Annotated in this window: 23 protein-coding genes; 16 read left to right on the forward strand and 7 right to left on the reverse strand. The window is 66.3% G+C overall.

From position 1 onward, the window contains the following. Positions 1–144: 144 nt before the first annotated feature. Positions 145–3,618, forward strand: a complete 3,474-nt coding sequence (locus tag A39O_RS0110970; protein ID WP_020504704.1) for a PAS domain-containing protein — start codon at positions 145–147, stop codon at positions 3,616–3,618. 284 nt (positions 3,619–3,902) lie between these two features. Here A39O_RS0110970 and A39O_RS0110975 read toward each other — a convergent pair whose 3' ends face one another. Further along, positions 3,903–5,861 (reverse strand): transglycosylase SLT domain-containing protein, encoded by a 1,959-nt coding sequence (locus tag A39O_RS0110975; RefSeq protein ID WP_020504705.1) that lies wholly within the window; start codon positions 5,859–5,861, stop codon positions 3,903–3,905. A gap of 316 nt (positions 5,862–6,177) precedes the next feature. Between A39O_RS0110975 and A39O_RS0110980 the strand changes: the two genes are divergently transcribed. The 5 genes from A39O_RS0110980 (at position 6,178) to A39O_RS0111000 (ending at position 9,922) form a co-directional block, all read left to right on the forward strand. Continuing rightward, positions 6,178–6,990 (forward strand): inositol monophosphatase family protein, encoded by an 813-nt coding sequence (locus tag A39O_RS0110980; protein ID WP_020504706.1) that lies wholly within the window; start codon positions 6,178–6,180, stop codon positions 6,988–6,990. A 91-nt stretch (positions 6,991–7,081) separates the two neighbouring features. Beyond that, positions 7,082–7,525, forward strand: coding sequence for a tetratricopeptide repeat protein (locus A39O_RS0110985; RefSeq protein WP_020504707.1), 444 nt, complete (start codon positions 7,082–7,084; stop codon positions 7,523–7,525). Positions 7,526–7,684: 159 nt separating this feature from the next. Then, complete coding sequence (locus tag A39O_RS0110990; RefSeq protein WP_020504708.1) at positions 7,685–8,476, forward strand: Uma2 family endonuclease; 792 nt, start codon at positions 7,685–7,687, stop codon at positions 8,474–8,476. Positions 8,477–8,550: 74 nt separating this feature from the next. Continuing rightward, the gene (gene dcd / locus A39O_RS0110995; RefSeq protein WP_020504709.1) at positions 8,551–9,117 is read left to right on the forward strand and encodes a dCTP deaminase; all 567 of its coding nucleotides are present in this window, start codon (positions 8,551–8,553) and stop codon (positions 9,115–9,117) included. A gap of 40 nt (positions 9,118–9,157) precedes the next feature. Next, positions 9,158–9,922, forward strand: coding sequence for a queuosine precursor transporter (locus tag A39O_RS0111000; RefSeq protein WP_020504710.1), 765 nt, complete (start codon positions 9,158–9,160; stop codon positions 9,920–9,922). A gap of 96 nt (positions 9,923–10,018) precedes the next feature. Here the strand turns inward: A39O_RS0111000 and A39O_RS33085 are convergent, their stop codons facing one another. Together A39O_RS33085 and A39O_RS0111010 are read right to left on the reverse strand one after the other, a co-directional pair. Then, complete coding sequence (locus A39O_RS33085; protein ID WP_020504711.1) at positions 10,019–10,810, reverse strand: metallophosphoesterase; 792 nt, start codon at positions 10,808–10,810, stop codon at positions 10,019–10,021. A 208-nt stretch (positions 10,811–11,018) separates the two neighbouring features. Continuing rightward, positions 11,019–12,230, reverse strand: a complete 1,212-nt coding sequence (locus A39O_RS0111010) for a glycosyltransferase (RefSeq protein WP_020504712.1) — start codon at positions 12,228–12,230, stop codon at positions 11,019–11,021. An 82-nt stretch (positions 12,231–12,312) separates the two neighbouring features. On the opposite strand from A39O_RS0111010, the gene A39O_RS0111015 reads away from it, so the two are divergent. Together A39O_RS0111015 and A39O_RS0111020 are read left to right on the forward strand one after the other, a co-directional pair. Further along, the gene (locus A39O_RS0111015; protein WP_020504713.1) at positions 12,313–12,735 is read left to right on the forward strand and encodes a hypothetical protein; all 423 of its coding nucleotides are present in this window, start codon (positions 12,313–12,315) and stop codon (positions 12,733–12,735) included. A 16-nt stretch (positions 12,736–12,751) separates the two neighbouring features. After that, the gene (locus A39O_RS0111020) at positions 12,752–13,192 is read left to right on the forward strand and encodes a DUF29 domain-containing protein (RefSeq protein WP_020504714.1); all 441 of its coding nucleotides are present in this window, start codon (positions 12,752–12,754) and stop codon (positions 13,190–13,192) included. Between the two features lie 125 nt (positions 13,193–13,317). On the opposite strand, the gene A39O_RS0111025 is transcribed toward A39O_RS0111020, so the two are convergent. Continuing rightward, positions 13,318–13,776, reverse strand: a complete 459-nt coding sequence (locus tag A39O_RS0111025) for a PAS domain-containing protein (RefSeq protein ID WP_020504715.1) — start codon at positions 13,774–13,776, stop codon at positions 13,318–13,320. Between the two features lie 341 nt (positions 13,777–14,117). Here A39O_RS0111025 and bioB point away from each other — a divergent pair, with 341 nt between their 5' ends. The 8 genes from bioB to A39O_RS0111065 all read left to right on the forward strand — a co-directional run bounded on the left by bioB (position 14,118) and on the right by A39O_RS0111065 (position 22,823). Beyond that, positions 14,118–15,149 carry a biotin synthase BioB gene (bioB, locus tag A39O_RS33090; RefSeq protein WP_020504716.1) on the forward strand — a complete coding sequence of 344 codons (1,032 nt, stop codon included), beginning with the start codon at positions 14,118–14,120 and terminating at the stop codon, positions 15,147–15,149. Between the two features lie 51 nt (positions 15,150–15,200). Next, complete coding sequence (gene bioF, locus A39O_RS0111035; protein WP_020504717.1) at positions 15,201–16,412, forward strand: 8-amino-7-oxononanoate synthase; 1,212 nt, start codon at positions 15,201–15,203, stop codon at positions 16,410–16,412. 40 nt (positions 16,413–16,452) lie between these two features. Beyond that, complete coding sequence (gene bioH / locus A39O_RS0111040) at positions 16,453–17,265, forward strand: pimeloyl-ACP methyl ester esterase BioH (RefSeq protein WP_020504718.1); 813 nt, start codon at positions 16,453–16,455, stop codon at positions 17,263–17,265. 199 nt (positions 17,266–17,464) lie between these two features. Further along, on the forward strand, positions 17,465–18,337 hold the full coding sequence (gene bioC, locus A39O_RS0111045) for a malonyl-ACP O-methyltransferase BioC (RefSeq protein WP_020504719.1): 873 nt from the start codon (positions 17,465–17,467) through the stop codon (positions 18,335–18,337). After that, positions 18,337–19,011 carry a dethiobiotin synthase gene (gene bioD, locus A39O_RS0111050; protein ID WP_020504720.1) on the forward strand — a complete coding sequence of 225 codons (675 nt, stop codon included), beginning with the start codon at positions 18,337–18,339 and terminating at the stop codon, positions 19,009–19,011. Before bioC ends, bioD begins: the two co-directional genes overlap by 1 nt. A 206-nt stretch (positions 19,012–19,217) precedes the next feature. Then, positions 19,218–20,369, forward strand: a complete 1,152-nt coding sequence (locus A39O_RS0111055; RefSeq protein ID WP_157639966.1) for a hypothetical protein — start codon at positions 19,218–19,220, stop codon at positions 20,367–20,369. 165 nt (positions 20,370–20,534) lie between these two features. Continuing rightward, positions 20,535–21,719, forward strand: coding sequence for a PAS domain S-box protein (locus A39O_RS0111060; protein ID WP_157639968.1), 1,185 nt, complete (start codon positions 20,535–20,537; stop codon positions 21,717–21,719). A 435-nt stretch (positions 21,720–22,154) separates the two neighbouring features. After that, on the forward strand, positions 22,155–22,823 hold the full coding sequence (locus tag A39O_RS0111065) for a response regulator transcription factor (RefSeq protein WP_083924630.1): 669 nt from the start codon (positions 22,155–22,157) through the stop codon (positions 22,821–22,823). A 46-nt stretch (positions 22,824–22,869) separates the two neighbouring features. Here the strand turns inward: A39O_RS0111065 and A39O_RS33095 are convergent, their stop codons facing one another. The 3 genes from A39O_RS33095 to A39O_RS0111080 form a co-directional block, all read right to left on the reverse strand. Further along, positions 22,870–24,222, reverse strand: coding sequence for a hybrid sensor histidine kinase/response regulator (locus A39O_RS33095; RefSeq protein WP_020504723.1), 1,353 nt, complete (start codon positions 24,220–24,222; stop codon positions 22,870–22,872). A gap of 7 nt (positions 24,223–24,229) precedes the next feature. Continuing rightward, positions 24,230–24,349, reverse strand: a complete 120-nt coding sequence (locus A39O_RS38305; protein ID WP_245561868.1) for a thioredoxin domain-containing protein — start codon at positions 24,347–24,349, stop codon at positions 24,230–24,232. Between the two features lie 256 nt (positions 24,350–24,605). Then, positions 24,606–25,325, reverse strand: a complete 720-nt coding sequence (locus A39O_RS0111080; protein WP_040527731.1) for a Crp/Fnr family transcriptional regulator — start codon at positions 25,323–25,325, stop codon at positions 24,606–24,608. Positions 25,326–25,395 lie beyond the last annotated feature (70 nt).

A 25,395-nucleotide genomic window follows, 5' to 3' on the forward strand; every position in this document is an offset into this window, starting at 1 on the left:
CAGGGTCTGTCTGGATATCAGGGACGAAGACTATAATGACTTAAAACTTCACTCCGGTCGGTCTATGCTCAGCGTCCGCTCGTCCGGCGTGCGTGTCATCGCGGGGCGTTTCGCGGCGGGACGCCGCTCCCACCGGAGAACCCAGTGACCACCGACCAGACCGCCGCCCCCGCGCAGATGGGCGACCTCCAGCCCACATCGGCCCCGCGGGGCCTGTACCGCCACCTGCTCACCGCGGCACTGGCGCTGGCGGCCATCGCCGGCAATCATTTCAACCTCGCCCTGCCCTTCGGCGTGGACTTCCTGTTCGGCTCCATCGCCGTACTGGTGGCCTTGGCCTATCTCGGCACCGGCCCCGGCCTGGTGGCAGCCCTGGCCGGCGGCGCCTATACCTGGCTGCTGTGGGGCCAACCCTATGCACTGATCCTCTTCACCGCCGAGGCCGCGGCGGTGGGCTGGCACCAGGGGTGGATGCGCAAACGCGGGCATACACCGCCGCCGCTGGCGGTCTCGGTCACCCTCTACTGGCTGCTGCTCGGCATTCCACTGGCGCTGCTGTGCCATCGGTTCGGGCTGGGGATGGACTGGAGCACCACCCTGCTGATCGCCGTCAAGCAGGCACTCAACGGCATCCTCAACGCCACGCTCGCCGGTCTGATCCTGGTGGCCATCGCGCTCCTGACCGGGCAGCGCTCCGCGCTGCCGCTGGCCCGGGTCCTGTTCGGCGCCCTGCTGGCCGGCATGTTGCTGCCGACGGTCCTGGTGAGCGCATGGGACAACCGCGAGTTGCGGGAAATCCTGGAAGCGGCGCAGGCCGAGCGCCTGCTGCTCTTCGGCGAGTTGGCGGCACATCAACTCATGATCAACGCCGACGGCGCGACTGATCCGGTGACGATCGCGCGGGAATTTTACGGCATCGATGCGACACTGCCCGCGACCGCCGCGCCCACGGCGCGCCTGGAGCGGGGTGCGGCCTCCCCGCCTCCGCCCCCGCCGCACGGCTGGCTCGCGGATCGACCCCGGCCGGGTCAGACCATCCCTACGTCGGCCCCCGGACTGGAGCTGATCCTACCCGAGGGTCGCTACCCCTCACACCTGAAGCGGTGGCGCCAGGCACGCTACCGCATGGAGATCTCGGACGACACCGCCCCCGTGCTCCTGGACCACACCCTGCCCCCCGGGTGGCGGCTGGTCGTCGCGATCAGCGCCACGCCGTTGATCGATCAACTCCAGGCCTGGTTGGCCCGGCTGCTCCTGCTGTTGCTGGTGCTCGCTTTGCTGGGCGTGGTCCTGGCGTTCTGGCTCAGCCGGCGCTTGGTCACGCCGCTGCATCGGCTGGCGCGGTACGCCCGCGCCTTGCCGCTGGCCATCCGCGAGGATCAGCCACGGCCGCCGCCGGTCCCCGCTCTGCTGGCCGAGACCGGTGAGTTGGCGGACGCGGTGGCGGACATGGCGGACTCGCTGGCCGCGAGCTTTCGGGCGCTGCGTGAGGAACACGACGCGCGCCGGATGCTGCATGAAGCCCTGTCGCGGCAGGAGGCGCGCTTTCGCTTCCTGTTCGAGGCGATGGCCGAGGGGGTCATTGGCGAAGGTGCCGACGGGGCCGTCGCCGAGGCCAATCCGGCGGCCCTGCGTCTGCTGGGGCTCTCGCTGGCGCAACTCCAGGGCCGCGACCCCATCGACCCACGCTGGCAGGCCGTCCGGGAGGACGGCCTGCCCATCCCGACCGCGGGACATCCGCCCCTGGCGGCCCTGCGCTCCAGCCATGACCAGGGCGAGACGGTGATGGGCATCCTCGAACCCCGCAGCGGCGCGCTGCGTTGGCTGCTCGTCCACAGTCACCCTCAACCCGGCGCGCCGCCGGCCGACCCGCCGCGACTCTTCGCCACCCTCGCCGACATCACCCGTCAAAAACAGACCGAGCATCGGCTGCGCACGCTCATCGAAAACGCCCCCCACGGCATCGTCGAAACCGATCCCACGAGCCGACGTTTGCGCTGGTGCAGCGGCTCCATGCGGCGCCTCTTCGGGTATTCGGCGGCCGAACTCGACGCCTTGCACCTCGATGATCTGCACCCGGCCGACGCCCGCGATCGGGTCTTGTCGGAGTTCAACCGCATGATCGAGGGCGACCTCGCGCCCGCCCTCGATCTGCCCTGCCGCCGCCGCGACGGCAGCGTCTTCTACTGCAAAGTCTCGCCGATCCTGACACGGCTCGGACCCGAATGGGCCTTCATGTTGTTCTTCACCGACGCGACCGCCGAATATCAGGCCCGCCGCGCGCTCGAACAGGCGCACGAGGCACTGCTCAAGGCGCAGGACCTGGCCCGTCTGGGGTCCTGGGAGTTGGACCTGGCGACCGGCCGGATCGCCTGGTCACCGGAAGTCTTCCGCATCTTTGAACTGGCACCAGAGCGCTTCGGCGCCTCCTACGAGACCGTGCTGGCCGCCATCCACCCCGATGACCGGGACATGGTCGATCGCGCCTATCAGGACTCCTTAGCCAACCGCACCCCCTATGATCTGGTGCACCGGCTGCGGATGCCGGACGGCCGCATCAAATGGCTGCGCGAACGCTGTGAGTCCGAGTTCGCCGCGGACGGCACGCCGCTGCGCTCACGCGGGACGGTCCAGGACATCAGCGACCACACGGCGGCGGAACTGGCCCTGAGGGCACAGGACCAGCGCCAGCGCCTCGCGGACCTCATCGCCGGCACCCGCGTGGGCACCTGGGAGTGGCAGATCCAGACCGGCGTCACGGTATTCAACGCGCGCTGGGCCGAGATCATCGGCTACCGCCTGGCCGAGCTTGCTCCGACCACCTTCCAAACCTGGATCGATCTCACTCATCCGGATGACATCGAGCGCTGCAAAAACCTGTTACAGAAACACTTCTCCGGCGAACTGGAGACCTACGAATGCGCGGCGCGAATGCGCCACAAGAACGGACACTGGGTCTGGATCCTGTACCAGGGCCGGGTGGTGCAGCGCGACGGCGCGGGCGCACCCCTGCTCATGTCCGGCACCCACCAGGACATCAACGCCCGCAAGGTGGCGGAACTGGCACTGCTCCAGCGCAACGCCATGCTGGACGAGCTGCTCGTCCTGACCGCCGGGTTCGCGACCCCTCCCGACCAGGACATCGACCGCCTGACCGCGCCGACACTCGCCCGCCTTGGCCGCTTCAACCAGGCGGACCATGCCTGTCTGCTGCGCCTCGCTCCAGCGACCGGCACGCTCACAACGGCGCTGGAATGGACGGCGGACAGCCAGGCCCCTGGGCCATGGCAACATCAGGCACGGACGTCGGCCGGGCTGCCGGCCCTCGTGGCCCGACTGCGGGCGGGAGAGACCGTGATGATCCCGCGGGTCGCGGACCTGCCGACGGACTGGTCCGGCGAACGCGAGCACTTCAGCGCCCGAGGAATCCAGTCGGTGCTCCTGGTCCCCCTGGGGACCGGCGACACCCTGCGCGGCGCGCTCGCCCTGGACTGCGTGCGCGACACCCGCGACTGGTCGGCGGCGGAGGTGAACCTGCTCCAGATCGTTGCCAATCTCTTGAACAGCCGGGGCGTTCGCCTTGGCGCACGCGTCCCAGGGCGGACGAATGAGGAATAAGTGAAAGAACGAATCCAATCGTTGTCGTCATCGGAGAAGCGATGCAATAACCAGTTCCGAAGCTGGCCGTGCTGTTCGGGACCGCCCCCTAAAGCGATTGCTGTCATCTAGCAGCCTGTCGGACTTTAGGCGATTTCCGAATAAGACGCTATCAAGAATCAAGCNCCGTAGGAGCCCGCTTGCGGGCGACGTGACCTGCCGGAATCGCGTCATTGTGCCCCACCCGTCGCCCGCAAGCGGGCTCCTACGGGTTGGATTTTTCGCGGAAATCACCTTACGGTCGATCATTTCCCGGAAATCACCTCACCCCCCACCGGCGGCAGCAGTTCGCTCAGGCGCACCGGCGCCAAACCCAGCCGGGCCCGGTAGATGACCCGATAGGCCAGCACCCGCTCGACATAAGCACGGGTTTCAGCGAAGGGAATGGCGACGATCCACAGATCCGCGGGCGTGCACTGCGTCGGCAACCAACGCGCCACCCGCCGCGGTCCGGCGTTGTAGGCCGCGGTGGCCAGGGCGGCGTGTCCGAAACGATCACGCATCCGCGCCAGGTAGTCGCTGCCCAGGCGCAGATTCAGCCCCGGCTCCAGAATCTGCGTGCGGCTCGGCGCCGCGAGCCCCTGCCCGGCCGCGACCTCACGCGCGGTGTCGGGCATCAACTGCATCAGCCCCAAGGCCCCGGCGTGCGACGCCACGGTCGGATTGAAGACACTCTCCTGACGAATCACCGCGTAGATCCAATCCTCCGGCAGGGCGGTCTGCCAAGCCAGTTCCGCCACCACCTCACGATACGCGAGCGGGAAGCGCAGCACGAGATCGTCCCAATAATCGGTCCGGGCCAGGGTGAAGATCGCCTGATCATGCCACTGCAGCCCGTCCGCCACCACGGCCGCGGCCAGCAGATCCGGCGTCTCCAGATCGCGGGTCAGCAGGCGCCACTCGCGGCGCATGTCCGCGTCCCGTCCGACCCGGTCGAGCGCGCGAATGCGCGCCACGGCCGGCGCGGCGACGATCCGCCGGACCCGCGCGGGCTCCGCCGGAACCGGGCGGGGCTCCAGCGCATAGGGCAGTCCCAGCCGATCCGCCGCGAGCATCCCCCAGAAGCTGCGTTGTCGCGCGGCCAGCCTGAAAGTCGCCGCGGCCGCCGCGTCCTCGCCCAGGGCCGCCTCCGCGCGCCCCTGCCAATACAGCCAGCGATCCCCTTTCTCGGGCAGCTCCGGCATCCGCCGCACCCAGGCGGCAACCCGCTGCCAGTCGCGCCGCGCGATCCCGGCACGCAGGCGCTGCTCCTGCTCCGCCAGATTATCCCGGTGCTCCGACAGCCGATCCCAGACCGCCAGACCCGCGGCATCGCCGACCTGATCCAGCCCGCGACCCACCCCGGCATGGGCCAGATTCCAGGCCGCCGGGTCCGCCTGGAGCACCTGCGTGTTCGCCTCCAACACGCGCGCCGCGCCGCGCGGATCGGTACGGGCAAGCCGGCTGATCCCGTCGGCCAACATCGCGGCGCCCAGCGGATGCGGACCCCAGGGCTCACCGGGCTTCAGCAGCACCGCGGGCTGTTCGCGCAGGGCCAGCCAGCGGGTCAGCCAGGGCCGTTCCGCGGCGGGCAACTGGGCACCCAAATGACGCGCGATCCCCAACTCACCGGCCTCCATGGTCAGCCGGATACGCCGCCAGACCAACTCGGTGCTCAAGCCGCCGCGGGCGCGCCAGGCGCTGAACACCGGATCGCAGGCGGCGGGCTGCGACTGCGCCACGAGCCACAGGGGCTCCAGCCGCGGCGCGGTGAGCGCAAGCTCCGCCTGGCCCGTCTCCACCAAGGCGCGCAGGTACAGACACTGCCGCTCCACCGATTCATCCGCGCGATAGACCCGCGCCAGTTCCGCCCAGCGCCCCGCCGCCGCCAACCGCTTCACATAGGCGCCGCGTAAGCGCTCGGTCGGCGGCGTCGCGGGAAAGGCGTCGAGCAAGGCCTCGATCTGCGCATCCGATGCCGTATCCAGATTGCGCTCCAGGTCCGCGACGCGCGTGTAAGGGTCGAGCGGATCGGCACCGGAATCCGCACCGGGGTCGGCGCCGGGGTCGGCGCCGGCCGCCGCCTCGACAGCGGCGGGGACCCGCTCGGCGGCGACCCCTCCCATGGGGTCGGGCGGCGGCACCCAGGCGAACAGCCAGCCGACCGCGGCGGCCGTCACAGCGAGTGCGGCGACACCGAGGACAACCGCGGCGGTGGGAGACATCAGGGTCTTCTTGCTAGCGCGCACCGGTAAAGAGACGCATGTGGAGGATGGACCAGATTTGCGATATGGGGTAGGGCGACGCGATATCATAAATAACGAGTGAAGGACAAGTGAAATACAATCGTTGTCGTTGTCGTTGTCGTTGTCGAGTTTATGATATCCGCCAGGATGCCGACATCGAGTCGCTTCTCCGATTACGATTACGATTACGATTACGACAACGACAACGACAACAACCGGGACGCCAAAGGGTTATCCTGATGGAGTTGTTTCGCTTATCCCACCACGGGACATTCCCCCCGCCCCCGAGGACTTCATGCACCCAGAACTGCGCCACCTCAGTGACCTGCTGCGCGCCACCGCCGCCGCCGAGATCATGCCCCGGTTTCGCCATACCCGTTCCAGCCGCAAGACCGACGGCAGCCTGGTGACCGAGACCGACCTGGCCGTCCAGGCGCGGATCACCGCCGCCCTGGCCCGCGACTATCCCGGCATACCCCTGCTCGGTGAGGAACAAACCGCGGCGGAGCAAGCGCATTTGCTGGACTCCGCCGGGCGCGCCGTCTGGGTGCTCGACCCACTGGACGGGACCAGCAACTACGCCTGCGGGTTCCCCGGCTTCGCCGTCTCACTCGCCCTGATCGAGGGCGGCATCACCGTCCAGGGCGCCATCCTCGACCCGGTCCGCGACGAGTGTTTCTGTGCGCTGCGCGGCGGCGGTGCCTGGTGCAACGACGCGCCGATCCGACCCTTCGCCCCCGGCCCAGCGCTCGACGACTGCCTGGCCGCCATCGATTTCAAGCGCCTGCCGCCCGAACGGGTCCCGTCCCTGTTGCGCGCCGGCGGCTTCCGTTCCCAGCGCAACCTGGGGGCGGTGGCGCTGGAGTGGTGCTGGCTCGCCGCCGGGCGCTTTCAGCTCTACCTCCATGGCGGGCAGAAACTCTGGGACTATGCCGCCGGGCGCCTGATCGCCACCGAGGCCGGGGTCCCCTCCCGGCTCTACCAGCCCTACGGCAGCGCTCCGGCGGAAGGGCTGGACCTGGGCCAGCGGCTCGCGGTCGCCGCGGCCAACCAGGGACTCCTGGATCAATGGCTCGACTTCATCGCGCTACCGTTGCGCCCGCGGTAAATCTTGAACTTGATTCGCGCCCGGTGACCCGCAGTTTGACCCACACTGAACCAGCAACCGACCAGAGCGCTCACCACGAGGACCCCGACCGATGAACCAAGACCCCCGCGGTCTGAACATGGAACTCGCCAGCGGCATCGCCGCCTTCGAGTCCAAACAATTCTCCCGCGCCGCCGGGTTGCTCAGTCCACTCGCCGCCGAGGGTGATCCCGAGGCGCAATACCGGGTCGCCATCATGGCGCAAAACGGACTCGGCATGCAGGAAAACCCGACGCTCGCGCTCCGGTATATGCAGGCCGCGGCGACCGCCGGACTGGGCCTCGCCCAGCACGGACTCGGCTTCATGTACCTCGAAGGCGAATGCGCGGAACAAGACCCGGCGCAAGCCGCCCTCTGGTTTCGCAAGGCGGCCGAACAAGGTCTCGCCGGCTCCCAGACCACGCTCGCGATGCTCTATGAACAAGGCCGCGGCGTCCCTCAGGATCAAGAGGAAGCCAATCGGCTCTACCGCCTCGCCGGTTTCGATGAACGCTGACCGCGGGCGCCGATCCGCGTCGCGCGAGCGGCACGCCGAGCGGTCCGGTTAGACGGAACGGTTTTCGGTTTTTCGTTGTTCGTTAATGCCTACCACGCATCGGGTTAGGAAAACGAAAAACCGACAACGACGGGCACAATCGCTGTAGAGGACGATTCCATGGGTGAATCAGCAATCCGATCCGCACCGGGCCCCTTCCAGGCCAATCAGTTGAAGGACGGAGACCGCTACGAACTGTCCGGCGGACACCCGATTTATTGCGCTCCGGCGGGGCCGGAGCACGCGGGCCGCAGCCTGACCGGAGCCGCGGTGATCGCGAGCGACCCCGACGTCGAATGGGCCGGGGTCGACGCCGGCTTCGCACCCGAGCCGGGAACCCTGCGGGCACCCGACGTCGCGGTCGCGGCCCCACCCGGCGGTCGCGGGTGGATCCCAGGCGTGCCGCTCCTGGCGGTCGAGTACGCTGGAGTCGGGCAAGATGAGGCTGACCTTCAGACCAAGATTGTCGAATTGCTGCAGGGCGGGAGCCGCTACATCTGGGTCGTGCGGCTGCTGGGTCCGCGCCGGGTGGAGGTTTATCGTACCGGCGAACCGATGCGGGTCGCGACGATCGGCGAGTCACTCACCGCGCCCGGTGTGCTGCGTAACCCGATCCCGGTGGAGGCGCTGTTCGAGCGCGCGGCGGCGGATCGGGCGGCGCTGCGCAACCTGTTGCAGCGGGCCGGCTACGCGGATCTGGATGCGGTACGGGAGGAAGGGCGAGAGGAAGGACGGGAGGAAGGTCGCGGCGAGGGCATCGCCGATGCGATCCTGACACTGCTCGCGGAACGCGGCTTGACGGCGGCACCGGACCTCGCGGCACGCATCCGCGCCTGCCGCGACCGCGACCAGCTCAAAACCTGGTTGCTGGCGGCAATGCGAGTGACCGATCCCGCCGCCCTGTTTGATTAGGCGGAATTTTGCCCTGGCGCCCCCGACCGGTGTAACCTGTCGGGTCACAGCAGCAACCAAGACCCGCGCATGCGATGACCATCAAGTCCGACCGTTGGATCCGCCGTATGGCCGTCGAAAACGGCATGATCGAGCCCTTCGAGCCCGGACAGGTGCGCGAGGGTGAGGCCGGGCGGGTGATTTCCTACGGGACCTCGAGTTACGGCTACGACATCCGCTGCGCCGACGAATTCAAGATCTTCACCAACATCAACTCGGCCATCGTCGACCCCAAGAACTTCGACTCCAACAGCTTTGTGGATCTGAAGTCCGATGTCTGCATCATCCCGCCGAACTCGTTCGCGCTGGCCCGCACGGTGGAGTATTTCCGGATTCCACGCGATGTCTTGGTGATTTGTCTCGGGAAATCGACCTATGCCCGGTGCGGTATCATTGTGAACGTGACCCCGCTGGAGCCGGAATGGGAGGGTCATGTGACCCTGGAGTTTTCCAACACCACCACCCTGCCCGCCAAGATTTACGCCAACGAAGGGGTGGCCCAGATCCTGTTTTTCGGAGCCGACCAAGTCTGCGAGACCTCGTACAAGGACCGTTGCGGCAAGTATCAGGGACAGCGCGGGGTGACCCTGCCCAAGTCCTGAGGCAATCGTTTAAGCCACGGGAGCCCAGGGAACCAACCCCATGAAGTTCGACCGCCCCACCATCCTGTTCCTCTTGCTGGCGGGTTTCTTCATCGCCAACGCCATCATCGCCGAGTTCATCGGCGTCAAGATCTTCGCGCTGGAAGAAACCCTGGGGCTCGCCCCCTTCGACTGGAACCTGTTCGGCCAGTCCGGGTCACTCAACTTCACCGCCGGCGTGCTGTTGTGGCCGGTGGTCTTCATCATGACCGACATCATCAACGAGTATTTCGGCAAGCGCGGGGTGCGCTTTCTGTCGTATCTCGTGGTCGGATTGATCATCTATGCCTTCGTCTTCGCCTATCTGGCGATCGGCCTGACACCCGCGAGTTGGTGGGTCGGTATCCAGGCCAATCAGGGCGTACCGGATATGCAGGCGGCCTTTGCCGTGATCTTCGGTCAGGGACAATGGATCATCGTGGGGTCGGTCACCGCGTTTCTGATCGGCCAGATCATCGACGTGACCGTCTTCCACCGGGTGCGGCGGGTCACCGGAGACCGGATGGTATGGGCCAGGGCCACCGGATCGACTCTGATTTCGCAACTGGTGGACAGCTTTGTGGTCCTCTATATCGCCTTCGTGCTCGGCCCGCAACAGTGGCCCACAGAGCTGTTCCTGGCGGTAGGGACGGTCAACTATGTCTATAAGTTCGTGGTCGCCATCGCACTCACGCCGTTGATCTACCTGGGGCGGGCGTTGATCGACGCCTATCTGGGTCCGGAGCAGTCACGAACGCTCAAGGAACGGGCCGCGGCGGGCGCCTAAAGCGATTCCCAGGAATTCGCATCCCGACCGCGGGCCTCGCGCCGGGTGCGTAGTCAGGCCATCCTGGCCTGACACCGTCAGGGCTGGAAGCCCTGACTACGCACGGCGCCGCGCCATCACGGCGGCGAGCCGATCGAGTTGCTGGGACCACCAATACGCGGCAGCCGGGTCCTGAGTCGTGGGCAAGGACCACAGCTTGATAGCGGGGTGGATCTCCAGCATGGAAAGTGCCGCGCTGGGGTCATCGCTGATCACGGCACCCGAATCCAGGAACCACATGTTGCCCCATTGGAAGGCGTGATCCATGATGGTGTGACCGACCAGCACCAGTTCGACCCCGGCAATCTGCCTGCTGGGCAGACCGCGCCACGCCTGATTGGCGCTGCCGCGCGACCAGAGTGCGGTCTGGCGGACCACACCGCGCCCCAGCTCCAGCGCCTCCAGGAGTTGCGGCCAGTCACTGGTCCGCTCCACGTCCGCATGGATCAGACCGATCCGCCCCACCCCCGTCACCAGGTCCGCCGCCCAAGGCAAGGCCTCGACCCGGCCGCGCACCGCGGGATCATCCCAGGGGTAATCCAGTGCCCAGTCGCCGCCGTTGACGATCCATTGCAGCCAAGTCTCATCATCAACGATGGCGTCGAGCATCAGTTGCTCGTGGTTCCCGCGGATGGCACGAAACCAGGGTTGTTCAAGCAGATCCAGACATTGCGATGAAAACGGACCGCGATCGATCAGATCGCCCAATGACCAGACCAGATCCTGTTTCGGGTCGAACCCGGCGCTGTCCAGCAGTCGTTCCAGCGCATGCACCATACCGTGCAGATCGCCGACCACGAAAACGCGGCCCGGGTGAGCGGACAAATCGACATGTTCGACGATCGACACGGGTTATTGGGTCAGGGCAATCGCCTAACAGCTCGGTCAGTGGGACACGGTGACCGCTCCCGCGGCGCCCTTGGGCGATGCGCGTCGGCCGGTTGGCCGGGCAGAACAGACTTGGCTGCTCCCGCCTTGTGGAGCATACGCGCCGCGCTTCAGCCATGAATGTATGTCCCGTAAACCCGGGATGCAAACAGGTCAGACGAACGGCAGGTCAGAGCACCCTTGCCGGAGCCGGGCCTTTCAACGCCGACCGGGGATGTCCGCCTCCCTGACTCCGACCGATGATCTCCCCGTAGAACGCCAGCATCCGGTCCGCCATCACCGGCGCGGACCAGGACTTGGCATAGCGGCTCGCCTCTCGTCTCAACCCATTCCGCAAATCCGGATCGGCGAGGACCCGCACCACCTTGTCGGCAAACTCCCGCTCGTCCTCGCGGGCGATCAGACAGCCACCGCCCTCCTCCAGTACCTCCGCGGTGCCCATGACCGCGGTGGAAACCACCGGCACACCCAGGGCCAGCGCCTCCAGCAGCACCAAGCCCTGGGTCTCGGTGTTGGAGGCGAACACGAAGACGTCACCGGCGCGGTAACAGTCCTCCAGTGCCCCGTCGCGATTCAGATAGCCGACGAAACAGGTGTGGCCGGCAAGCCCCAGCGCGCGCGCCTGGCGCTCCAGTGAGCCCCGCGCGGGACCCTCCCCGGCGATCACCATCAGCACGTCCGGGATCTGTCGCTTGACCTCGACCAGCATCCGCAACAGAAAATCGATATTCTTCTCATATGCGAGGCGCCCCACGTGCACCATCACCGGACGGCTCGGCGCGATCCCTTGTCGGGCGCGAAAGGCGGCCCCATCACCGCGGCTGAACTGATCGAGTTCGATCCCCGTGGGGATCACGGCGGCCGGGGTCTTGACTCCATAACGCTTGAGGACCGCGAGCATGGCGTACGAGGGCACCGCCAGGGCATCAACATCGTTGCACTGGGCGGCCGAGAAATACCGTGCAGCCAGCCGCAGCCAGGCCGACGGAATCAGCGGGACATACTTGTCCAGGTACTGCTCGAAAAAGGTATGGTAACTTTCCACCGTCGGGACACCGAGTCGGCGCGCCAAGGCGACCCCGCTGTAGTGGGCGATGAACGGCGTATGGATGTGCACCAGATCGAAACCCCGACGCGCCAGGCCCGCGCGTTCCCGCCGCAGCGCACGCACACGCAACACGCGATCTTCCGGGTCCAGCGGCAGATACCGGGAGGGAATGCGGATGACCTCGAAGGGCTCGGGCGCCTGCTGGCCGTAGTCCGGGGCGATCAAGGTCACCTGATGGCCCTTGCCCACGAACGCGCGGGCGAAGGTCTGGATCGAGGTCGAGACCCCATTGACCCGCGGGAAGTAGACATCGGAGATCATGAGTACGCGCATGGAAGCTTGAGTGCTCCTGGTCATCGGCAAATCTTGAAATGGTAACGGTTCGACGCCGCCCGCCTGATTAAGGAATCATGACATGACCAGATACACCAGGGACACCAGACCCGCGATCGCCGCCCTGCTCGCCGCCATCATCGCCGCGCCCTGGACCGGCCGGCCCGCGCACGCGGCGCCGGCCCCGACCTTGTGGGGCTATGGGGTCAAGTCGTGCGGCGACTTCGTGGCCGCGGCGCCAGGCGCTGATACGCCGGCCGCGGTCGGCAGCGAGGACTATCTGCGCTATCGGGAATGGCTGGCCGGGTTGGTCACCGGGATCAACCTGGCGACCGCCTCGGATGTGCTGCGCGGGGCCGAACTGGAGGCCGCCCTGGGGCGCATCCGCACCCACTGCAAGGCGCATCCGAGTGATGATTTTTTCAATGCTAGCATGACCTTGATTCGCACGCTCGGCCGCGACAAAAGCCCGGCCGGCAAGGGGAGCAAGAGCGCGGCCGACTGACCATGAGGTAACAAGTATGACTGCCACGAGTTACGAAACAGACGTCGTTGCCTGGTCGAGCGAGCAGGCGCGGCTGATCCGTGCGGGACAGTTCGATCAGCTTGATCTCGAACATATTGCCGAGGAAATCGAAGACGTGGGCAAGAGCGAACAACGGGAACTCGCCAGCCGCATGGCCGTGTTGATTGCTTACCTGCTCAAATGGCAGTATCAACCGGAGCGTCAAAGCACCAGTTGGAAACGCACCATCAAGGAGCAGCGCCGGGCACTCGCCTTCCATCTCAAGCAAGTCCCCAGCCTGAAATCCAGACTCGCCGATCCTGAATGGCAAGGGGCGATCTGGGCGGATGCAGTCACGCTCGCCATCAATGAGACCGGAATGGGTGGATTCCCTGACGAGTGTCCCTGGGCGCTTGTGGATATTCTCGCGCAGAACTGGCTGCCGACCGCTGGTTGAATTTCGTACCACGCGAGATCAACCTCCGGGAACCCGGGCGACGCAACCGGAGGCCGACGCTTTAGCGGGCGGCGGTGCCGCGTCCGGCTGAAGCCTCGTCGTTCCGACGTGTTACTGAAGCCCCATCAAGAGACCTCGCCCAGCCGCTCCAGCATGGCATTGAGCCGATCGAATTCATCGCGGGTACGGACCGACTCAGACATGTCGTATTGGATGCCCAGGTAATAGATCAGGCGGCCGACTTTGTCGAATAGCGGTCGAATGGTGAAGCGGTTATAAAACATGGTGCCATCCTTGCGGTAATTACGCAGGGTGACGGTCACCCGCTTGCGCTCACGAATGGCCTCACTGATCCGCTCCACCTGCGGCTGATTGCGATCGTCGCCCAAGAGAAAGCGGCAGTTGTGTCCAAGCATCTCCGCGCGATCATAGCCGGTGATCAACTCGAAGGCAGCGTTGGCATAGACCAGCGGGTTGTCGGGCTGGTTCGGGTCGGACAGCGTGATTCCATTGACACAGGTATCCAGTATCTGCCCGAGCACATGAGGGATCAGCCCCGTGTCGTTGTCGATGATGAATTCCATGATTTGCTCGTGATGGATGGACCCGCTTGCGATCAGGCGATTGGCGGAAAATCACCTACCAGATCGCGCGGGATTTTCGTTCTGCTGCAAGGAGCGCTAACAGGCGCATAGTGGAGCGCTGCAACGGTTATCCCAACGCCGACGAACGCTCCGACGCCGACCGCACCGTCAACCAAATTTCCCTGCGAAGGTTGACAACAACCTGCGGTCAGCTAGGATCCCCGGTTTTCGCCCTGCGTCGGCCTGCTCCCCGGCGCCGCCGCCGGGCCTTGCCCGATCGTCGTGACCGGCAGCACGCGCCCGTCGCGACCCGCCGGTCACACCCGGCCAACCAAGGACCCATGTGCATGCCCGTTCGCGATGACCATCCGCAGATCCGTCACGACTGGACCCTCGACGCGGTCGAGGCGCTGCTCGATCTCCCCTTCAATGACCTGCTGCTCCAGGCCCAGCAAGTTCATCGCGCCTGTTTCGCGCCCAATCAGGTTCAGGTCAGCACCCTGCTGAGCATCAAGACCGGAGCCTGTCCCGAGGATTGCGGTTACTGCGCACAGAGCGCGCACCATGAAACCGGCCTGCCGCGCGAACCCCTGCTGCCACTGGAGGCGGTGCTGACCGCCGCGCGCGACGCCAAGGCCCAGGGCGCCACCCGCTTCTGCATGGGAGCGGCCTGGCGGCACCCGAGCGACAAGCACCTGGACCAGGTGGCCGCCATGGTGACCGCCATCCATGACCTGGGTCTGGAGACCTGCGTCACCCTCGGGATGCTGACCGCCGGCCAAGCCCTGCGGCTCAAAGCGGCGGGGCTGGATTACTACAACCACAATCTGGACACCTCCCCCGAGTTCTACGGCCAGGTTATCAGCACCCGCACCTATCAGGATCGGCTGGAGACCCTGGAGCACGTGCGCGCCGCCGGCCTGAAGACCTGCAGCGGCGGCATCCTCGGGATGGGCGAATCGCGGCGCGACCGCGCATCACTGCTGCGGCAACTCGCCAACCTGCCGGCGCACCCCGAATCCGTGCCGATCAATCTGCTGGTTCAGGTCGAGGGCACCCCGCTCTTCGGCACGGCCCCCCTGGACCCGCTGGAGTTCGTCCGCACGGTGGCCGCCGCCCGTTGCCTGATGCCGGGCTCCTATGTGCGGCTGTCCGCCGGCCGCGCGGCCATGAGCGATGAACTCCAGGCACTGTGCTATTTCGCCGGGGCCAACTCGGTCTTCTACGGCGAGCGCCTGCTCACCACGCCAAACGCGGCGTCCGACCGCGATCACGCGCTCTTCGACCGTCTGGGCCTGCGGGTCGAAGCACTGGAACCGGAACGCCGGGAGCCGGGCGGTTGTCATCGGCCCCACGGCCACCCGCATGCCTGACCCACTGCGGTCCCGACGCCTTGACAGGCGGGCGACGCGAGGCATCCGCTCATGCCGCCGGTAGATCCCGCGCTGGGCCTCAGGGCCGACCTCGAGCACCGGCGCGCCGCCGGGCTCTACCGGCAGCGGCGCGTCCAGGGCGGCCCTCAGCAACCCCAGGCCCGCACCGACGGCCGGCCCATGCTCGCCTTCTGCAGCAACGACTACCTGGGCCTGGCCAATCACCCGGAGGTGATCGCCGCCCTGCAGCAGGGCGCGGCGCGCTGGGGTGTCGGCAGCGGCGCCGCCCATCTGGTGAACGGCCACAGCGCCGCGCACCAGGCCCTGGAAGAGGCCCTGGCCGAGTTCACCGGGTATCCGCGCGCGCTGCTGTTCTCCACCGGCTATATGGCCAATCTGGGGGTCATCAGCGCACTGGCCGGACGCGGCGAGACCGTCTTCGAAGACCGCCGCAACCACGCCTCACTGCTCGACGGCGCCCTGCTCGCCCGCGCCACCCTGCGCCGCTACCCCCACGCCGATGCCGCGGCGCTCGCGCGGCTCGCGCAGACCGCAGGGGTGCGACTGATCGCCACCGACGGCGTCTTCAGCATGGACGGCGACCTGGCCCCGCTGCCCGACCTGGCCGCGATTGCCGCCCAAACCGGCGCCTGGCTCCTGGTCGATGACGCGCACGGACTCGGTGTGCTCGGCCGCGAGGGACGCGGCAGCCTGGATCACTGCGGGCTCGCTACCGGGCAGGTGCCGATCCTGATGGGCACCCTGGGTAAGGCACTGGGCACCTTCGGGGCCTTTGTCGCCGGGTCGCACGATCTGATCGAGAGCCTGATCCAGCGTGCCCGCCCCTATATCTATACCACCGCCAGCCCGCCCGCCCTGGCGGAGGCGACGCTGGTCAGCCTGAGCCTGGCGCGCCGGGACGACTGGCGGCGCGAACGGCTGCACGCGCTGATCGCGCGCTTCCGCCACGGCGCGGCCCAACTCGGCCTGCCGCTCGCGGACTCGCCGACCCCGATCCAGCCGATCCTGGCCGGCAGCAGCGCCCGCGCCCTGGACTGGAGCCGGGCGCTGGAAGCGGCCGGCATCCTGGTGACCGCGATCCGCCCGCCCACGGTCCCCGCGGGCACGGCGCGGCTGCGCGTCACCCTCAGCGCCGCCCATACCGATGCGGATCTGGACCGGCTGCTCGCGGCACTGGCCGCGTTGCCTGGTCTGGATTCAGCCGTCACCGAGAACACGAGAACAAAGATCAGCCGCACATGAACGCCACGCGACGCCCATTGAACAACCCCGCGGAGTCCGCATGAACACCTTGGCCGAAGTCATCGGCGCCCTCGACACCCCGGAGAATACCACGGACAACGATCTGGTCCTGCTCCACGGCTGGGGCATGAACGCCGCGGTCTGGGACGCCTTGCCGGCGGGCCTCACCGCCGATCGGGTCCAACACCGCATCGAGCTCCCCGGCCACGGGGAAAGCCCCTTCGATCCCGCCTGGGCCGCGGGCTACGGATGCCTGTGGCGCTGGGCCGACGCCTGTTTGGCCGCCGCGCCGCCGCGGGCGGTCTGGCTCGGCTGGTCACTCGGGGGCCTGGTGGCCCTGGCCGCCGCCTTGCGGGCACCCAAGCGGGTGCGCGCGCTCATCCTCATGACCACCTCCCCACGCTTCATCCGCGCCGCGGACTGGACCCCGGCTATGCCCGAGTCCACACTGGCCCAGTTCCATGACGGCCTGCTCGCGGACCCCGCCGGGACCCTGAGCCGCTTCCTGGTCACCCAGGTCCGCGGGAGCGACCATGCGCGCGAGGTGCTGCGCACCCTGCGCCATGAACTGGCCCGGCGCCGGGCGCCCCACCCGGACGCCCTGGCGCTCGGCCTGGACCTGCTGCGCGACGAAGACCTGCGCGGCCCCTTGCCGGACCTGCGCTGTCCGTCCCTGTGGCTGTTCGGTAGTCGCGACACCCTGGTGCCGCCGGGCGTCGCCGAGCGGGTGGAATTGCTGAACGACAAAGCGCGGACCCAGGTCATCCAGGGCGCGGCCCATGCCCCCTTCCTCTCCCATCCGCGCGAAACCGCTGATGCCATTCAGTCATTCCTGGCGGGACTCGACGACTAAGAAACCGTTCACGAATATGCGAAACCAATCCATTATGGAAGGATGATTTGGCTCCCACGCTCCAGCGTGGGAGCAAGTCGCGACGCTCCGGCGTCGCCGTGGCGTCACCGGCCGCTGGAGCGGCCGGACGGCATTCCCACGCTGGAGCGTGGGAACGAGAAGAAATCGCCTTAGTCCATTTCTACAACACCCCACGAGCATGACCCCGCCACCCATCGACAAAAACCGCGCCCGCCGCGCATTCGAGCGGGCCGCGCCCGGCTACGACGCCGCCGCCGTGCTGCAACGGGAGATCGCCGACCGCCTCCTGGAGCGGCTCGACTATGTCCGCCTCGAACCCCGGCGGGTGCTGGACCTGGGCGCCGGCACCGGCTACGCGCTCGACGCACTGCGCCGCCGCTACCGCGGGGCTCGGCTGATCGCGCTCGACTTCGCACAACCCATGCTGCTGCACGCCCGCCGCCGCGGCAGTTGGCTGCGTCGCCCTTTGTGTGTATGCGGCGACGCCGAACATCTGCCGCTCGCCGACGGGGCCGTCGAGCTGATCGTGTCCAACACGACACTCCAATGGTGCAACGACCTGGACGCCACCTTCACCGAGTGCCTGCGCGTCCTGGCCCCCGGCGGCCTGCTGATGTTCACCACGTTCGGTCCGGATACGCTCAAGGAATTGCGCGCCGACTGGTCCAGCATCGACGGCTATTCGCACGTCAGCCCCTTCGCGGACATGCACGATGTCGGCGACGCGCTGGTGCGGGCACGCTTCGCCGATCCGGTGATGGACAGCGAGCGGCTGACGGTCACCTACACCCGGCTGCGCGACCTGATGCAGGACCTGAAAGGCATCGGCGCCCACAACGCCACCGCCGAACGCCCCCGCGGGCTCACCGGCCCCCGCCGCCTGGCTGCACTCGAATCCGCCTACGAAAGCCGGCGCCGCGAGGGCCGGCTGCCCGCCAGTTATGAGGTGGTCTACGGACACGCCTGGGCGCCCCAGCAGAAGCCCATGGCCGGCGGCATTGCCGTCCCGGTCAGCGCCATTGGTCGGGGCGGCAGCCGACGGGGTGTCTGATGCGCGGGGTCTTTGTTACCGGCACCGACACCAACTGCGGCAAGACCGAGATCAGCCTGGCCCTGATGGCCGCCTGGCAGGCACGCGGTGCGCGGGTGCTCGGCATGAAACCAGTCGCCTCCGGCTGTCACCCGAGCCCCCAGGGACCTTACAACGCCGACGCCCTGCGCCTCCTGGCGCAAGGCAGTACCGCCGCGCCCTATCACCTGGTCAACCCCTACGCCTTCGTACCTCCCATCGCCCCCCACATCGCCGCCGGCCGGGTCGGCGTGGAGATCATGCTCGAGCCTATCGTCGGCGCCTACCGCGCCCTGAGCGCCGGTTGCGATCTGGTGGTGGTGGAGGGCGTCGGCGGCTGGCGCGTCCCCTTAAGTCCCACCCTGTCGGTCAACGATATCCCCAAGGCCCTGGACCTGCCGGTGATCCTGGTCGTCGGACTCACACTCGGATGCCTCAACCACGCCCTGCTCACGGCGGAGAGCATCCGCGCCCAGGGCAGCCCCTTGGCCGGCTGGGTCGGCAACGGCATCGACCCGGAACTGCAAGCCGGCGACGAGAACCGCGCGACACTCGCCGCACTGCTGGGTGCACCCTGCCTCGGCGTCATCCCCTGGCTGGAGCGGCCCATGCCGGACGCCCTGGCCGGATTCCTCCATCCCGAATTGCTGGAATGACCCTGCGGGGCGAGCGGCGATGCCGGGCACTGGCTTCCGGCACCCTGCAAGAATGACGTAACACACTGATTTCATGTAAAACCCCGGATTACCCGAGCCAGCCGCGCGGAAACCATGTCAGAATCAGAGCGAAATCTCAGCTATACCGTGTCAAGCGCAGTGGGCATCGCGGGCCTTTCGGTCCGGGGCTATCAATCGGGGACGTCATGAGTAAGAAACCAGTTCTTATTGCCGTGAGCATCAAGGATCGCGTCGCGCGGCAACTTGCGTGCGGGATGCTCAGTTCCGCCGGGGCGAGCATCCAGATCTGTGATGACGCGGCGGCGATCCTGCAGATCGCTGACGACCTTCAAGCGATTGTGCTGGGCCTGGCCCCCGTGGTCGATGAGACCGTCGACACCCTGGTCATCTTGCGTCAACGTCTGGCGACCCTGCCGATCTATGTGATCACGGACGCCGCCGGGCAGCGGCACGCCAAACGCGTCAAGTCTTTCGGCGCCACGCAGGTGATCCCTCACGAAGAGTTGCAGCAACGCGTCGGTCCACTAGTGCAACAGGTCGCGCAGGTCAATCAGATCGATGACTTGAGTGTTCGCTCGCCGGGATGGGCGGCGAACAAGATCGATCAGGGTTATGAGGTGCAATCCATGGACATGGAGACCTGGTTATCGATCCCTGGAAACCGGCGCCTGCTTGGCCTGGAGGAGCCCGCCGCCGTGGCCGAGGATGTGGCCGATGTGAATCCGGTCGACATGGATTCGGTCGATGTGGATTCGGTCGACGTGGATTCGGCCGATGCGTTACCGCAACGCGAAGAGCAACCCACCGCCGAGCGGATGCCGAAAGTACCGGTCCAGCCGTTGCCGCCCTCCACGCCCAGGGACGCGGCGCCAGCCGCGCCGTCACGCGCCCCGACCGTTTCCGCGAGTCATCTCGGGCCTCCACCGGAGCCTGCGGTCGCCCCGCCGCGGCCCGACCTGTCCGCGGTCACCACGGGGGAGAGTGACAGCGTGCCCTGCAGTCTCGCCGACTGCCCGCGCCTGGTACGCTGTCGCGAAGAACACGACATGCAAAACGCCGCGATTCTGGAGACCCACATCCAGCGTGAGAAGCGTCTTCTGGAAATGAACCAGACGTTTCGTGACCGCCTGCAAGCCGAACTCCGGACCGAGTGGAGCCAACTGATCGATCAGCGGATCGCCGCCGGCGAACTGAAGTCGGAGCGGGCCATGAACGAACGTGTCCGACTGGGGATCGCCGCTGCCACGCGGCGCCTCCTGCTCCTCGGTGCGCTGACCGGATCGATCGCCACCCTGATCATCCTGGGGATCGCCCTGGCATGGCGTCTGTGGTCATAGCGGCACGCCGGGCGCGCGGCGATTCGGCATCCCAAGAGCCGCGACCGGACGCGTCGGTCGCGTGCCGCTGGTGTCGAGGCGCATCCGCCGTCACTCTCGGACCCACGAAAATCGAGCGAACGAACACCGATGACCCCTGATCCAGCCAGCATCGAGACCGCGCAATTGCGCCGCCAGACGCCGGTCGCCACCGCCGCGCAGTCAGTCGGCGACCTCGAACGCCGGATCCGCGAACTGCTGATCCGCCAGCACGAGCTTGAGATCGAGAATGAGCAACTGCGGGAGTCGCGAGCGGATCTGATCGATATCACCGAACGTAAACAGATGGAAGAGCGCTTGCGAATCAGCGAGGAACGGTACCGGCTATTGGCTCAGACTGCCGTTGATGTCATTTGGACGATGAATTTGGAAGGCAGGTTTACCTTTGTCAGCCCCTCGGTGAAAGAATTACGCGGCTTTACGCCGGAGGAGGTCATGCAGCAAACATTTGAAGACATCTTCACGCCCGTTTCGCTGGCCCTGGTACAAGAGCAGTTCAGTCGATTTCTTGCCGAGTTACAGGCCGGCTTGCCACTGGGGACCATGCGGTTGGAGCTTGAACATAAGTGCAAAGACGGCTCCACCGTCTGGACCGATGTGATTGCCTGCTTGCCGATCAGTGCCGACAGCACTTTTCTGGAAATCCTTGGCATCACTCGCGATATCAGCGAGCGCAAGCAGGCGGAAGCAGTGCAGCGCCAGCGCCTGGCGGAACGTTCACGGATGCAGGAGCGCGAACAGTTGCTGCAGGACCTGCATGACGGCTTTGCCTCTCAACTGGCCAGCGCTTGCCTGCGCAATGAGTACAACATGCTCACCAGCGCCGAGATGGACGAGTTGCTTCGTGAGTGTCTCGATGACCTGCATCTGGTCATCGAAACCTTGGGTCACGAGGATCTCAATCTGAATGACGCTATCGCCGACTATCGCTATCGCTGCGAGAGGCGTTTGTCCGGCCTTGGGGTGCGGGTCGACTGGGAGATCGCGCTGTCGGCCTGCCCGCCGTTGGAGCAGCGGACACTGCTGAATGTGCTGCGTATCCTGCAGGAGAGCCTGAACAACGCGGTCAAGCATGCCCAACCCCGACAGATCCGGATAGCCGCCGGGTATCATCCGGATGGCGAGTTGCGGATCGCCGTGTGCGATGATGGCATCGGGCTGCCCGCCGTCCCCAAGATGGGTCGTGGTTTGGCGAACATGCAACGACGGGCGCGCGACATTGGCGGCCTGCTTGATTTCACCCCGCTGGAACCAGGTACCAACGTGTCCCTGACCTTACCTCTGAGCCCGGCGCCAACCCCAGCCTCATGACAGTCCATGCTCCGGCGTCGGTAACACGCGGTAGATCCTTGAGATGATGTCCTGTTTTCGTGGAGGTCGCGGGGACAGCGCAAAACCGCCTGGATGGCGATTTTGCGCGCCGAACCTTCCTGTACCCGATCTCCCTGTCCCGAACATCCCTGTCCCGAGCGTCCCTGTCTCCAGCCTCCTCGTCCCGAACGTCCCTATTCCCGACGGATATACCTTGAATTGTTGCGTGTCCGTCCTACATTCCAAGGCGGTCTGGGTGAGGCGCACCGCTTTTCAGGTGCCTACGATTCCTGGTCAATTTTGATGTGGCGCGCGCTCCGCGTAAACCCCATATCCATAGGTGACGGCACCCATATTTATGGGTGAAGTGGGTCATGTCAGCCTCCAAGGAACGATCTGCAAGGAACCGTCCACCAAGGTATCCGATAAGCAAGCATGTCTTCAGCGACTCCTATTCACGCATTGCGACAGGTATTGGTGGTCGAGGACGATCCCTACTTTCAACGCGCCATCGGCGAAGCGGTGGGCCAATTGGGGTCCCCGTGGCTGGTGCATGGCTGCAGAACCGGAACCGCGGCCCTGGCCTGCTGCAACGCCCCCGCGGCCCGCCTTGACCTGGCCCTGGTCGATCTCGGTTTGCCGGACCTCGACGGCATCGATGTCATCCGTGCCGTGCATCTTCGCTTCCCCACCGTGCCGATCATGGTCATTTCAGTCGTCTCCGCCGAAACGCGGGTGCTCAACGCCATTCGCGCCGGTGCGCTCGGCTATATCCTGAAGGGTGATTCAAGTATTTCGATGACGCGCGCCATCGAGCAGATCATGGCGGGAAACTATCCGATCAGCCCGAAACTGGCGCGTTATCTGTTCAAGCTCGCCGGACAAGGGCCGGCGGCCGGCGCCGCCGATCTGCCCCGGTTGACGAGCAAGGAAACCGAACTGCTGGAACACCTCGCGGGCGGCAAGTCCTATGGTCAGGCGGCCGCCGCGATGGGCGTGGCGCTATCAACCGTCCAGTCCTATATCCGCAACCTCTATCGCAAACTCGATGTCCACTCCCAAACACAGGCGGTGTCACGGGCACGCGAGCACGGGCTCCTGTGAGGCATTCGCAGCCCACGGCGAATGTGCGCAATTGCCGGGTTCAGGTTCAGCTGCGGTGCCCGAGTTCGGTCAGCATCGCATCCAGGGCTTCGATTGCCACCGGTTTAACCAGATGCAGATCGAACCCGGCGTCCTGCGAATGCTGCCGATCGCTCATCTGGCCGCGTCCGGTCACCGCCACCAGGGGAAGGTGCCGATACTGCGCCCGTGCTCGGATGTGCCGCGCCAGTTCGTGCCCATCCATGCCGGGCATACCGAGGTCGATGATCGCCAGGTTCGGGGGGTAATCGTCAAGGATCGCAAGGGCGACCGGGCCATCGTAGGCGACCCGCACCTTGGCCCCCCGCAACCCGAGCAGCAGGGCCAGGCTATCGGCGGCGTCGCGGTTGTCATCCACGATCAGGATACGCAGTCCCTTGGCCGGATCGGTCACGCCACAGTGTCCGGAGGGGCTCGGCAACGGCGCCGGATGCGCCGCCGGCAGGTACACCACGATCTCGCTGCCGCGCCCTGGCCCGGCACTGTACGCCTCAACCCGGCCGCCGTGCAGGGCGACCAAGCCCTGCACCAGTGACAGCCCGATCCCCAGTCCGCCCTGGGCCTGACGCTGCTCGCTGGCGCCCTGATAGAACAGGTCAAAGATGTGCGGCAACAGTTCGGCGGAGATGCCGACCCCGGTGTCTTGCACCGAGATCCGTACCTCGGTCCCGTCCAGCCGGGCCGTGACCCGGATATCCCCTCCAGCCGCAGTATACTTGGTGGCGTTGTTGAGCAGGTTGCCCACGACCTGGGTCAGACGCACGGGATCGGCGTGAAGCCACACCGGCTCGACCGGCAGCATGACCGCCAACCGCTGGCTGGCCGCCAGGATCGACGCGCGCACCGTCTCCACCGCACTATCGACGATCGCGGAGAGCTGGACCCGCTCTTTGCGCAGATCGAGCTTGCCGCGACTGATGCGCGAGATCTCCATCAAGTCGTCGATCATCCGCACCAGATGGGCGAGCTGACGCCCCATGATCTCTTGGGCTTCGCGCGCGAGCGTGTCGTTGGCACCCCGCAGACGCAGGATTTCGAGTGCATTGCGGATTGGGGCCAGCGAATTGCGCAATTCGTGTGCAAGGATGGCGAGAACGATGTCCTTGCGCCGATCACTCTCGCGCAACTCCTCGACGGCGGCGGCGGTCTGCTCCCGCGCGGCCGCTGCCTGGGCCATCAAGGCGACGACCTCCGCCTGGGAGGTAAGGAGTGCCTGTCGTTGCTCGACCAGCCGGGCGACCAGGGCGGGGGCGCCTTCGCGGATCGCCCGCAGCGTCTCCTCGGCTTCGTCGAGCCGCAGCCGCAGCGCGGCGTTCTCTACCTGGAGGCAGGCCTGGTCAGCATACTCGGCATCGTACATGGCGTGTTCATCCGGTCCGCGGTGTCTGGCCGTCCTTGGTCCGCAGGTCCAGGCCCACCAAGACCCGCTGCTGATCGGCCAGATCGCCGATCAGTCGGCGCAACGGCAACGGGAGGTGCTTGATCAAGGTCGGAGACCCCAACGCAACACGGCAGATTCTCAGAGGATCCGCAGGCTGGGTCAATGCGTAAGACTACGCACCGATCAGGACTCTGGCTAAGCACTAGAACAGATTGAATTATAAATAGAAATTATACTAAGTCAGCATTGTTTCGCCAGTTGACTTGTCACTACTCGCTACTGAACCGCGCCGGATCCAGCAATCGTCGAGTCTGCCGGGGCCGATCTCATCCAAGAACATCGCATACCGCACGGGGCGCGGTTTAGGGCATCGCGCCGGCGGCGATCTCACCCGGTGCGAGGCCCAACTCGCCGGTCGCCGCCAGCTCCGCGAGTTCGCCCAGGACGGCCCGCTCCAGAATGGTGATGTGAGCGCCGTGGATCGCGATGATGCCGTCATCGGTCAGTTGTTTGATGACCCGTGAAAAGGTCTCGGGTTTCACTGACAGCCGCGACGCCAGCACCCCCTTGCGCACGTCGAGGGCAAAGGCGCGCCGGTCTTCCGGACAGTGGGCGAGCAGATAGCGGGCGACCCGACTCTTGGCGGTGTGCAGCGTCAGGTTATCGATCTCCCCGACCAGCCCCCGCAGGCGCCGGCTCAGCGCACCCATGATGACGAAGCAGGTATCCATCGACTCCCGCAGCATCGCGGCGAAGTCCTGGGCATCGATTGCGATCAGGACGGTGGGCGCCAGCATCGCCGCGCACACCGGATAGCGGGGGGCCTTGAGGAACATCAGGGCCTCGGCGAAGGTCTGGCCGGGCGAGACGATCTCGATGACCTTTTCGGCCCCGTCCGGCGAGAGTCGAAAGAGACGGACTTGACCCGACTCCACCAGATAGAAACAACGCGCCGGATCGCCCTGACGGAACAGCCACTGTCCCTCGTCCAGGCACTGGCGGACGCCACGAGCGGCGACCCGCTGCAACTGGGCATCGCTGAGTTCGGACAGCAAGGGGGTGTTCCGCAAACTCTCGATCATCGTCCGCTCCGCAGCAAATACCGGGTCGGCGCGTCCCACCGATCGGGCGAGTAACGAAGGGAATAAAAAA

The sequence above is a fragment of the Lamprocystis purpurea DSM 4197 genome (genome assembly GCF_000379525.1).
GTDB lineage: Bacteria > Pseudomonadota > Gammaproteobacteria > Chromatiales > Chromatiaceae > Thiodictyon > Thiodictyon purpureum.